The organism is Planococcus circulans (assembly GCF_020023385.1).
Taxonomy (GTDB): domain Bacteria; phylum Bacillota; class Bacilli; order Bacillales_A; family Planococcaceae; genus Planococcus.
Map to the genome: position 1 here is coordinate 17238 of NZ_JAIQCL010000017.1, position 11999 is coordinate 29236.

13 protein-coding genes are annotated in these 11999 nt (G+C 43.0%); 7 read left to right on the top strand and 6 right to left on the bottom strand.

Features of this window, described 5'->3' with window-relative positions:
* Positions 1–4 precede the first annotated feature (4 nt).
* From K8U60_RS18330 to K8U60_RS18355, 6 genes are all read right to left on the bottom strand, one after another.
* On the bottom strand, positions 5–232 hold the full coding sequence (locus K8U60_RS18330; RefSeq protein WP_223643435.1) for a hypothetical protein: 228 nt from the start codon (positions 230–232) through the stop codon (positions 5–7).
* On the bottom strand, positions 229–2769 hold the full coding sequence (locus tag K8U60_RS18335) for a VirD4-like conjugal transfer protein, CD1115 family (protein ID WP_223643437.1): 2541 nt from the start codon (positions 2767–2769) through the stop codon (positions 229–231). The genes K8U60_RS18330 and K8U60_RS18335 overlap by 4 nt, the downstream gene beginning before the upstream one ends.
* Positions 2770–2814: 45 nt before the next feature.
* A complete protein-coding gene (locus K8U60_RS18340; RefSeq protein ID WP_223643439.1) occupies positions 2815–3936 on the bottom strand; it encodes a hypothetical protein in 1122 nt (373 codons plus the stop codon).
* A gap of 71 nt (positions 3937–4007) precedes the next feature.
* A complete protein-coding gene (locus tag K8U60_RS18345; RefSeq protein ID WP_223643441.1) occupies positions 4008–4235 on the bottom strand; it encodes a hypothetical protein in 228 nt (75 codons plus the stop codon).
* 27 nt (positions 4236–4262) lie between these two features.
* Positions 4263–4454 carry a hypothetical protein gene (locus K8U60_RS18350; protein WP_223643444.1) on the bottom strand — a complete coding sequence of 64 codons (192 nt, stop codon included), beginning with the start codon at positions 4452–4454 and terminating at the stop codon, positions 4263–4265.
* A 292-nt stretch (positions 4455–4746) separates the two neighbouring features.
* The gene (locus tag K8U60_RS18355) at positions 4747–5238 is read right to left on the bottom strand and encodes a helix-turn-helix domain-containing protein (RefSeq protein WP_223643446.1); all 492 of its coding nucleotides are present in this window, start codon (positions 5236–5238) and stop codon (positions 4747–4749) included.
* A gap of 450 nt (positions 5239–5688) precedes the next feature.
* On the opposite strand from K8U60_RS18355, the gene K8U60_RS18360 reads away from it, so the two are divergent.
* The 7 genes from K8U60_RS18360 (at position 5689) to K8U60_RS18390 (ending at position 11848) form a co-directional block, all read left to right on the top strand.
* Entirely contained in the window at positions 5689–5913 is a 225-nt protein-coding gene (locus K8U60_RS18360) for a helix-turn-helix domain-containing protein (protein WP_223643449.1), read from the top strand.
* Positions 5914–6842: 929 nt separating this feature from the next.
* The gene (locus tag K8U60_RS18365) at positions 6843–7673 is read left to right on the top strand and encodes a ParA family protein (protein WP_223643451.1); all 831 of its coding nucleotides are present in this window, start codon (positions 6843–6845) and stop codon (positions 7671–7673) included.
* Position 7674: 1 nt separating this feature from the next.
* Positions 7675–8028, top strand: a complete 354-nt coding sequence (locus K8U60_RS18370) for a DUF5388 domain-containing protein (protein ID WP_223643453.1) — start codon at positions 7675–7677, stop codon at positions 8026–8028.
* Positions 8029–8527: 499 nt separating this feature from the next.
* On the top strand, positions 8528–10039 hold the full coding sequence (locus K8U60_RS19130; RefSeq protein WP_223643455.1) for a primase C-terminal domain-containing protein: 1512 nt from the start codon (positions 8528–8530) through the stop codon (positions 10037–10039).
* A 137-nt stretch (positions 10040–10176) separates the two neighbouring features.
* A complete protein-coding gene (locus K8U60_RS18380) occupies positions 10177–11019 on the top strand; it encodes a site-specific integrase (protein ID WP_223643457.1) in 843 nt (280 codons plus the stop codon).
* An 80-nt stretch (positions 11020–11099) separates the two neighbouring features.
* The gene (locus K8U60_RS18385; protein ID WP_223643459.1) at positions 11100–11552 is read left to right on the top strand and encodes a hypothetical protein; all 453 of its coding nucleotides are present in this window, start codon (positions 11100–11102) and stop codon (positions 11550–11552) included.
* Between the two features lie 5 nt (positions 11553–11557).
* Entirely contained in the window at positions 11558–11848 is a 291-nt protein-coding gene (locus K8U60_RS18390; protein ID WP_223643461.1) for a helix-turn-helix domain-containing protein, read from the top strand.
* Positions 11849–11999 lie beyond the last annotated feature (151 nt).

Here is an 11999-nt window from a genome sequence, read left to right on the forward strand (position 1 = left end):
CTTCTTAAAAGTTGTTGGACTGGTTTACAAGTAAATCCTGAACTTCGAAGTCCAGGTGATCATCAAATTCTTCAACTAACGTAATTTGCTTCTTTTTCCCGGTTTCCAAATCCTCCTCTTTATAGACAGTCAACAAGCCATTCAACAATTTAACGGTTAAGACATCCCCTGCTTCGAGCCGGTCTTCGCGAGACAGCAAATAGCGGTCCAGCAGCTCCAATTTTTCAGTCATATGGTTACACGCTCCTGTTCTTCTTTTAGTTTCGTTAAAACGCCGTTTATCTTCGTTAAGATCACGGAGCAGAACTTGTCTTCGATTTGGTGAGTGTTGGCCAAGATGAATTCCCGGAAGTCGACGATGCCCATGTCCAGGTAGTGTTCCGGGTGTTCATTGTCGATGTTTTTTAGGAATGTGCTGTTGAAGAGCTGCTCCACTTTGTAGTGTTCATTCACATACTGATTAAACGCCGTCTCTTTTTGCATTTTCGCTTTTCGCTTTTGATGCTTCGCAGCGCTGCTTTTCTGTTTGACCGAAGCGATGTCTACCGAACTTTCAGCAGCCTCTTTTTCTAGCAACTGTTTTTGTTCCTCTTGCTTCCTCAAGTTATCCGCAAAGTTGTTGGTGCGGAACGAAGCACGCAGCTGGTTCAGGTCCGTCATGGAATGCTCACACGGTATATCGATGTCATTAATGGAGTTATCGGTGTTGTAGTATTCCGATAGATACTCCCAGCGGTACTTCAGCGCGGTTTTGCCGGTCAAGAAAATCGGGTAGGACTTGATTCGCTTCCGCTCCTTGTCTTGCCGCTTGATGATGCGGATCACGATCATCTCCCCTTCTTTCAGGCCCATGACTTCCGTGGCAGTCATCAGCCTCCTGGAATCCACGCTCTCTGTTTTGGATTTGCTCATGGATAGCGTCTGGCCAGAGCGGGACTTCGTGAGGATCGTTTCATCGCCGAGCTTCTTGGAAATTAATTCCGCCGTGGACTCGTCCGCAGTCAACAGATAGAGTGTATTCCCGCAGTTCCCGTCAATGGTCTTCCAATCGTCGCCATACAGGTTTTCCAGCTGGGCATACGCCTGGATGACCAAGTTGAAGCGAATATTCCGTCCCAGGCAGACCGTCACGATATTAGCCATGCCTTCAATCGCGGGCATGTTCCCGAATTCGTCCAGGATGAAGATGACTTCTCGATGGCATTTGCCACCTTCTGAGTTTGAGGCGATGCGGGCTAAGTTCGTATAGACCTGCTTAACGTAAAGGGACGCAATGACGTTCAACGTGGCGTCGTAATCCGGCACAATCATGAATACCGCGGTCGGCTTGTCGAATTCCATAATGGCTTGAATCTCGACGTTCCCGTTCGCCACTTCATATTCCAGGAGCCCTTCGTGAATCAGCTGGCCATCTTTCCGCTCCCGCTTCACCAGTCCGGTAATGTTCACCACCGTTTTTTCTTTGCCGACGGTTATGGTGAAGGAATCGTCAACTTTTAACGGGTTCTTATGGAATAGCGTGAACATGCCATCCGCATCGGTTCGGATGGTCGCGGTTTGATTATCGGAGAACGTCACATGGATTCGCGTGTCTGGAGCAGCTTTCCCTTTGATCCAACGTGAAAATCCGATTTTCGACATATCGAATGAATTCCGGGATGTCAGCTTCGCCGTACCGTCCAGCGTGAAGACACCGAGTTTGGCATTGGCGTTGGCTAAGATGCTGGCTCGGGTTTGGCCTCCGGAGAAGTTGATGGTGGCGTATTGCATTTTGGCTGGATGATTTTCTGGAAATTTGGAAAAGAAATCGTCTAGGGCACTGACTTCCTCTTTGGCTTTGTTTTTGACTGTCCGTGTCCCTAAATCCGAGAGCATCAACGCCACGTTGTACATGTTGATTTTTTCCCGCTCGTGCTTGCATTGCTCGCATAACGCCAGAATCAACGCAGTACACAAATCCGTCGCCGAGTTCGCCCAGAACGGATCCTTCGCTTTCGGGTCGTGATAAAGCATAAAGGCCACGGAGCGGGCGTACTGTTGCGACAACGAAAAGTTGCCTTCCATGAACGCATCGATGGTGAGCTGCAGCAAGTTGTAGGACATGCTCTGAATCGGATTCATAAGATTTAGCACTTCGACGTGATAGCCAAGCCCTTCGAGCGTATCTTTGGAAGCAGCATAGAGCTCCCCTTTCGGATCATTCAGGATCATACTGGCTTGCTGTTCTGCGCGGCTGTAGATGTCGATGGCCGAGAACACGAACGTCTCCCCTTTCCCGCTTCGCGTGGTCCCGATCACCATGTTGTTCACCGGGCTGTCGTCGATAAAGAGACTTTTTTTGTAGCGGCCCACCGGCACACCGCCACTCCCTTTGAACCGCTCCCCTTTTTCGGGGACATCTCGGTACTGTTGCTGGATCTCCTTGAACGTGGTGAAGCGGGCGCTGCCTTTCTGTTCTTTCCTGATTTGGCCATAGTTCGTGACGTATTTGAAGACGATCACGGCAGCCGCTACGAATGAAACCAGGCACAGCACACCATAGACGATGGATGCAGTTCCTAGATAAGGAACACTGTAAATCATGGATGCTGTCAGCTGGATGGGTTCCGGTTCCAGTAGACTTTCGGTACCGAGTGTTTTCTGGAAGACCTCGACCATCAGATTGACGAGGAAGTTCAGTAAAAAGAAAAAGACCGCGAACGATACTGCCAGGAGCAACAACGGAATCCCAACCTTCTTTAGGTAATACATAAATCTCTCATTGACCATTTGCTAGCTTCCTCCTTTAGGAACTCGCGATACATGCCCCCTCTTTTATAGTGCAGCCAATTCATCTTTTTTCTTTTTCAGTTCAGTAGTGAGACCTTTAATTGCCTTGTCGTCCTTTTTAGCGTCTTTTTTTGCATCCGCTAAGTTGGTTTCGAGCGTCTTGATTTCGGCTGTCAGCACTTCGTATAAATCGACTTTCTGTTTCAGCTCCTCACTATTGTTGTTGTTTAGCTCTACTTTTGCCTCTTCGACCTTCCCAAGCTTCAGCAGACCATAGGTTTTCATTTCAGAACGCTCGACCGTCATGTTAATGGAAGGAATGTTCATCATCAATTCGTAATCGGCTTCATAGTAGGCCAGATCGAAACGGGCTTCGTTCGTCGGGTACAGCTGGTTGAACGCGTTGATTTTCTTGATCTTTTCCTCTTTGTCCAATTGAGGATTCTTCAGTAGGAGTGTTTCCACATACACAGTATCCTTCATGATCTGGACGGCCTTCTCGAATTCGTCCTTTTCTAAGTAAAGACTAGCCAAGATCCGCTTTTGGCTTTCGGTCAGCTCGTCCTTTGCTTCGAGGGATTTCAGGAACTCTGCCTCTTCTCCTAAAAGACCGTACTCATAGGTTTCGATGGTTTCTTCCTGCTGACTGACAATACTGCGTCCTTCCTCTAAGGCTTCTTCGTACTGAGCTTTCTGGAGAAAGTGCGAAACCCCCAAGAGCAGCAGTCCTGCTCCTAAGGCGACAGCCAACGAGTAGACCGTGACCCGCTGCCACTTCTTCAATCGGGAGATGCGATCTTTGTCGACGTTGATCAACGTCCGGTCGATCGTTTCTTCTTTCTTGAATTCTTCCGGCGTTAGCTTTTCAATCTGTTCCAGCAAAAAGAGCTTGTCGGCCTGCTTTTCTTTATCCACGCGGATCTTTGTTGCCTTGTCTTTGATTTGGTGATAAATGTTCGGGTAATCATAGGATCCGAAGTTGAACGCCCCTTTATAGAGATCAAGGCCGTCTTTGCCAATCACAAAAAACTCCGCAGCTGCTTCTCGCTGTTCGTTGCGATACGTCAATTCCAACTCATGTGTCAACGCAACCGCTTGGCCAAAATCGAGTTTTTCGTGATTCGGTATTGCGTCAGCTGGTGCGCCCACAAATAATATCTTCAACATGTAGCAGTTCTCCTTTAGCCGGTTAATAGAAAAAAGCCACTCATTCCGGAGCGGCTCTTCCTTTGTGCTTATTAAAATTTAATGTTGCTGTCAATGCTTTCTGCAATACCGTAGGCACCCATCACAATGACCAACCCTGCCGCTGCTCCAATAAAAAAGCCAATCGCTTTTGGTCGTCCACGATCGCCTCCTAGTATTAGAAAGAAACCGCCCACACAAAAAGCAATCGCCGCGGCGATTAAGCCTAATCTTTGCGCCCATTCCAATATCGCTAGACCTGTCTCGATTAATCCATCCATTTAAAACCCTCCCCTGCTATTAATTACTTAGTTTTGTGAAGCCGAGCCAGGACTGGCGGCTTTTCGTTCTTTCTTTAAGAGGTTCATCAACAGCGGAATGTTTTCGGAAATCACTTCCCGGTGCTTCTCCTCTAACCAGTCATCGTAATCTTTGCCGTTATAGGCTAGGAGATCCTCTGCATTCGTCTTCAGTTCTTTTTGTTCTTTTGTTGCTGCCATTCCTAAAACCGCCTTTCGATTTGGTTGGTAGTAGCACACCCTTAAGAACAGTAAGGGTAGGCGAATTTATAGCAGGTTCATTCGCTAACTCTCTGCAGCTTATAGCTGCAGCGCACAGGGTTTTTAGCACACCCAGAACTAGAATCTGGCAACAGAACAACAGCCAGTTTTAGGAGACTCTGGCCAAACCATCTCGTCGTATATCCATACCGCAAGTTGCCAGTTGCGACAGACACGCACTATAAAGTTGTCCTTTGTGTTGCTTACTGTTCTTAAGGGTGTGCTACTGTACTCATTTCACTTTTTTGATACCCTTTACTTTCTGCAATTCGTCCTGGGCGTTTTTTCGCTTGGCCAACAGTCGCTTGTCCGAAATCACCGACCGTGTGCGGTAGTAGAGATCCGTGATGTGGCGAACTTCTCCGGATTCCGTCTCGACGCCGACAGCCCCTTTCAATTCGTATGTCTTTCCTTCGAATGTTCTTAAGCTGGATGCCGATGCTAAGTCGTATAGATAAAACCGCTCTGCCATCTGATTACACCTCGCTTCCGTAGTCTTGTCCTTGAACCGGACATGTTCCCAGGGAAAGTTCTGCATGGACATCCCCAATGACTCCACCAAAAGCCGGACATTTTGAGCGGAAGGGTTTTCGTTCTTCCGCTGTTCCCACATGCTGATGGTGCTTTGCGGAATCTGTTTGCCGGTCCTGTCGGATAACTCGGATTGGGAAATGCCGAGTGCCTTCCGTTGTTCCTTGATCCAGTCGCCAAACCATACGGGCATCTCCTCCCTCCTTTCAACGAGTCGTGAGTGTCCCAATGGATTAGTCCGAGTTTATCAGCATGCTGATATTATTTCAACAGTATACTGATAAATAAAACAGTATACTGATACTAAAGTCCGTGAAAGCTTTAAGAATAGGATATAAAGAAAAAATGATTTCACAGTTTTTAAAGTGAAATAGGCTGAATATCAATGGGGAAAGTAATAGATTTTTCTTTAGCAGAAAATAAATTATTTGAAGTACTAGGAAAAAACACTCATACAATAACGACTATGTAATCATTTTTAACTTTTGTTCTTTTTTCTTCAAAAAGGTCTTATTGCCATTGGTAGCTTCTGTCTATTGATGTTAAAATATCTTGAGTTAAAGATTTCGGAGTGAAGGGTGGGTCCTTGATGCTCCTGAAAATCCACAATATCGAATAGAATGGGAATGAAAAGAGGTATTGTATGCAAATTGATGAGGCCGTAACGAATCGTATCCAGCAGCTACTGAAAGAAAGAGGCTGGACACCCAATGAATTGATTAAACGCTCAGGCATCAACCAATCTACGATTTCGGAAATCATGGCTGGCAGATCGAAGTTTCCACGGATTAGCACAATCCAAAAAATCGCTCACGGTTTCGGAATGACGTTATCGGAGTTTTTTGACCATGATATGTTTGAAGAATGAGTAAGTTATAATATAAAAAGGTTTATATAAAAGAAGAAGGCTTCATGTTTTCACCAGATTTATAAAGGAATATGAAAAAGGGCTGAGAAGTGATTCTCAGCCCTTTTGATTTGTTCTATAATTGTTAACTCAATTAAATTCTATTCTTCTGTTATATGTAGTTTTAATAGAGTGAGTTACTTTAAAATCCTATACTTTCAAATTTAAGATTAGATATAGAATCTAAAGCCTTTTATAATCACTATCAGATATACGCATGCTGGCATATGCATATACATGTATGCTAGCATACGATAGACTAAAACTTTAAGCAAATTACATCAAATCCCCATACCTAACTCAAGTAGATATTTCTACTTGAGTTAGGTATGGGGATTTGTTAGTAAAAGTAAATGGAATTTCATAAACTAATGACCATGATTCTTCGGTGAAATTAAAGAGTAAAGTTTATTAGTTTATTTGAGGGTTTTAGACACTTCTTTTTTAGCAAAAGAAATATAGACTCACCTTCTCATGTCTATTTAGTTTTCTGCAAAGAGAATAATTCCAAAGCAAATCTAATATCAAAGAGGAAATTTATATCTTTTCTCAATAACTAAACTCTCCTTTCTCCACTTATAGAACATCACACTAATGTATACGCGCATACCAATATGTCTGCATGCTCGTATGCTGATATACTGGCATGCTAATATACCAATATGCTAGCATATTGGTATGCAACTGAAGGAAACTTTTAAAATAGTATTAACCTCAATTTTTCTTGATTATTGAATTAAAAATGCTGTGTCTTATCAAATGAACTTCCATATTCACAGAATTTAATAAAATATTTTGTACATACTTTTCCGCAGTGATATACTTGCATATGAGTAGCGAAAACAGTTTATACCAATTTTAAGTATAATTTAAATAAGGGAGATGAGAAGATGAAAGGTAAAGGTCGAGCAACAGTAGTTACGTTTGGAAATTTTAAAGGTGGAACTGGAAAGACGACGAATAGCACTATGATTGCCTATGCACTCTCGAATATGGGTTATAAGGTTTTATTAAGTGATCAAGATCCACAAGCGAATGCTACCAGTTTATATCTTAAAACTAAATCCGAGATTTCCGGTGAAATCGTAAGTTTTAAAAAGACATTAATGACGGCTATTCAAGAGGAAAATTTAGGAGAAATTATTACAGAAATAAAAGAAAACCTGTTTCTCTTGCCAAGCTTTAGCGATTTTGCGTTATATCCGAGATTCTTGGAGAAAAAGTTCCCTAAGGAAGTCGATCGGGTCCAATACTTTTCAAAGTTAATCGGACCGCTTAAAAATGATTTTGATTTTATTTTCATAGATGTTCCTCCGACCATATCAATTATTACAGACTCGGCGCTCTACGCTTCAGATTATGTGGTGGTAGTTTTGCAAACTCAGGAACGTAGTTTACAAGGTGCAGAGGTATTTACTACATATTTGCAATCTCTTATTGATGAATATGGTGCTGATTTAGATATTATTGGTATCCTTCCTGTTTTACTCAAAAATGGAGCTGCTGTTGATTTGGCTACACTAGAGAATGCTAGAAATATCTTTGGGGAAGAAAATCTTTTCAAAATTGTCGTCAAAAACATGGAGCGTTTAAAACGTTTTGACATTACTGGTATTACTGATTACGATATGCATGATCGAAAAGTGCATGATAGTTATAAAGAGATTGCAAAAGAATTTATTTCAAGGCTAAATGCTGAACTTGAAAGGGTGAATATATAAGATGAGTAATTTATTAAATAAAAATCCGAAAAAGAAGTTATTGGATCGTGGGCCAAATATTGCTCCAACAAACCAGTTCAAAATGGAGTCGGTTGAACAAACTGAACGAGTTGTTGCAGAACCGGTCCAAAATTCTGAAATTAAGAAAGCGGCCTCTTCAGAAAGAAAAGCGACAAGTGTTAGAGTAAGAAAATCAACAAGAAATAAATTAAATGCTTTGGTTAGTTTAAACAAAGCAGAAACAATCGATGATTTGTTGGACATAATGATTGAAGAATATATGTCTGCTAATCTTTTAAAAGATGAGAAAAAACAATTTGAGTTAATTTTAGAACTTTATAAATCAAAAGGTTAATCAAAACGCCTTAGTCTTTAATTCTGAGACTAAGGCGTTTTTTTTTTAATTATAAAATCTGCATACTGGCATGCAAATATACCAGTATACGTATATGCAAGCATGCAAATATACCTGCATATCAGCATGCGGATATATTTGCATATACATATACCAGCATGCTGGTATATGTATATGCTGGTATGCAAGCATGCTAGTATATTTCCTTTCACACCCTATAAACCGTTGATATAGTAGGCTTTTAGAAGAGTAAGTATTTTTTCTTCTAAAAATATGCTGGTATGTTTATATGCTTGCATATCAATATACCAGCATATACATATACTAGTATATTGATATGCAAGCATGCGCATATATCAGTATACCAGCATACTAGCATGCGAGTATGCTGGTATATGACTTAAAGAAACTCCTTAAAACCCTATTGTAACAAGCATTTCACTCTCTTATACTTTAAACAAATTAGAAAATGTGAAGTAAAATGAGAGGTGGGGGAGCAGTGGAGACAATACAGAAGATAATCTTGTCAATTTTGCATGAAGGAATTGATACTTTTAAAAAGAGAGGATCTGCTGCATCTCTTCCTCATTTAATTGAAGCCCAAAAGAAGTCAAAGAGACATAAAAAAGGTGCAATATGTGTTACACGTTCCAAGGAAGATTTATCAACACCTGCTGGTGTCAAAGGATATGTGGTTACGTCGAAAGAGACTCTCTTGGAGGATTCTGTTGAACTTTCGCATTGGACCCCCAATGTACATAACTACTTAGGGTATAGCGATAAAGAAAAGCGGCACCTCAAGGGACACACCGAAAAGAACCTGCAGCAAATCAATACGTTCGTCGTCGACATCGACACGAAGAAACAGCCGTATACGGAAATCCTGACCGCCGCACTCGATCACAGCGTCGGAATCCCGACCATGGTTCTGGAGACGCCGAAAGGCTTTCAGGTCTATTTTGTGTTGGAGACGCCACTGTTCATCAGCAACCAAAACGACTACCGCGGACTGAAGGTGGCCAAACGTATTTCTGAGAATATCCGGCGCAGCTTGGCCAAGGTCCTAGAGGGAGTGGATCTCTCCTGCAATGACTTTGGCTTTTTCCGCATGCCCAACCAAGAAAACGTCCGCTGGTTCTCTGAAAAGATGGTCTTTTCCATGCACAACTTGATCGCCTGGTCAAAACGGCAGGACGATGACCAGAACCGCGGGCTGTTTGTGGTGGAAGCGAGAGGGGAGGCCCTCGATCCGACACAAGCCGAGTGGTTCCGGGAGTTATTGGCCACGCGTCATGTGAAAGGAAGCGACGGGCAGATTGGACGCGACAACCTGATGTATACGCTGGCATTGGCCTGTTACAGCGCCGGAAAAGGAAAAGGGGAGACACTGGACCTGCTGGATGAATACAATTCCTCTCTGGAAGTGCCGGTGCGCCACAGTGAGGTCCAGAAAATCGTGAAGAGCGCCTATAAGGGCCGTTTCAAAGGAGCGAGCCAGACCTATATTCAGGAACTTCTAGAAGCCTGGCTGCCTGGAAAGGATATATCGGTGACCAATCACCTGGGAGGCTGGTACAAATTCAAGAAGGAACGGAAGGATCGTGTCCGCAGCCATTACGACGAATGGGAAGGGGACCTATTGGCTTACATCCAGTCGGAAGCCAGTACGGTCCAGCCGATTGTATGGACCACGCAGAGCGCGGTGTGCGAAGCGGTCGGCATTCCTCGCAGCACGTTCAACGAAGTGATCCGCAAATCCAAGAAACTCCTCATCAAGCGAATCGGAAAAGGGCGCAGTGCACAGACCGGTTTGACCTCTGTTGCGGTGCTTCTTCAGTGTGCTCTCGAATTCAATCAGCAGCACCGTGCCTTGTACTACGAAGCCGTTACCTTAATGAACGGCTCACGGGAGAACGCAAGCGCTCTGTGGGAGCTGGAAGTCCAGCTGGAATTGCTGACGAATCGCCCTGAAAACCAATCCTCAGTTGGAAAAAATTTCAATTCTTCTTAATGGTCCAGTCTGCCAATACATATCTGTATACGTGTCCTGTTTTGGGGTCAACGATTTACTTGTAGCTTTATCGGATTGATTTTGGGGATTCTCTTTAGACCTGTTAAACTGGATGAAAAGAAAGGCAGGGAAAGAAAATGCTGTATGGCTATGAGGAGTATCGATTAAAGGAAGGCATTTCTCCTGGTACGCTGGTGACGGAATTAGAACTGTTGAAGTCGTTTGTTCGTTTTGTGAACCTGCGGAATGAGAAGCAGCTAGAGCCGTATGAAATCAAACCGGCTGATGTCCGGGCATTTTTGGATCAAGAGAAGGCGAAAGGGTTAAAGCCAGGTACGGTTAAACGGAAACTGTCCCATATCCGTCAGTATTTCCATTACTTGTGGAAGGTGGGGAAGGTGCCGGTTGATTTCATGCCGAAATTTGAATATCAATTGGTCATAGAGAAACCAGTGGGGCAGCTTGTGTATACAGAATTTGTACAGGAAAAGAAAAAGGTGCTGCAACATCAGACTTTGATGTTGAATGCCAAGCTTTACTTCCTGTTTGCAATGTCAGGATTCAGGATGCGGGAGATTGAACGGTTACGGAGCAGGCACTTCCGTGATTTGGGGGACCGAGTGGAAATGAACTTTGTAACGTCACAAGATGTTTTCTGGCAGTTGGTTTTTGAGGATCCGACAGAAGTAGCGGTGATTGTGCAGGCAATAGAGCGGGCGGTTTTTCGGGAGCATGATTACCTGGTCGCATCAGAAAAGAAATACGGACCGGATTACGTGCGGAACAACATGAAGGATATTTATTCGGGTTTAACTGCGCTGTTACCGAAACCGTTTAAGACGGAAGAGGTCCGGATTGCGTATATTTACAATCTTTACAAGGTTCAGGAGAAGTCGTTTGATGAAATGGTGAGGTTATTGGGTGTAACGCCCGCGTCGCTTACATCGACTTTGAAGCTTGTTTTTGAGCGTCATAAATAAATGTAAAAATGTAGTAGGTGAAAGGAGTTCGAAATGACTTAAAGTGTTAGACAATTTAAGTCATTTCGATTACAATACATATGACAGAGATTTATTTTTCCAAAACAATTGAGAATCAGTACCAAGTGTTTCCCTTTATTGAAAAACTGGCCAATAATGATATCGAACTTGGTGTGTTAATTTTTCAGGGGTTTGAAGACCTCAAAGCGGCTCCAGAAGCGATGTATCCATTAGGTGAAACGGAACCTTATCGGGTAAAACGGATTTTTCGAGGCCGGGAAGTGGATCTGGAGTTGGTGAAGCGTCTTTCAGAACCCCGGATTTTCGAGATGAAGGCTGATGATCGAGCTGAATTTCATCGATTCATTTATTTTCCTTACTATTACAAGGATGAACCCTGTTATATATTTGTTTATGGATTTACGAAAGTTCATGGAAAACCGGATATGACAAATTTCTACATGAGAAAAGCAAAGCAACTACATGATTATGTGAAGCGGACGAAGCGAGAAAAAGAGTTCTTTGAGGGGTGAAAAAAATGGCCACATTAAATGATTTGAGAAACAGTTTGGTACAAAATGCTACGATAAAAGAAGCATTAGACAGCGATGAATATAGCCAAAGTCGAACTATCTTTAAAAGACGTATGGAGTTAGGATTTTCTCAAGTGGATCTTGCGAAAAAAGCAGGTCTTACTCAGAAAACCATCAGCCGTATTGAAGGTGGAGATCCAGGAATCCGAAAGAGCACCGTCGAGAAAGTTTATGCAGCCTTGAATTTAAAGGAAGATGGGACTTCGACTGATAAGGAGTACGCAGTACATCAGTAATTCTGAAGATAAAGACTTAAAAGTAAAGAGTTTAGACACAGGTGTACAGGAAAAGGTTGCCAAAGGGCAGTCTTTTTTTGGTGTTATCCACGTATTTTAAGTAGTTGTTCAAATGCATCTCTAAAGAGTTTTTTGTTTGTATATAGAATTA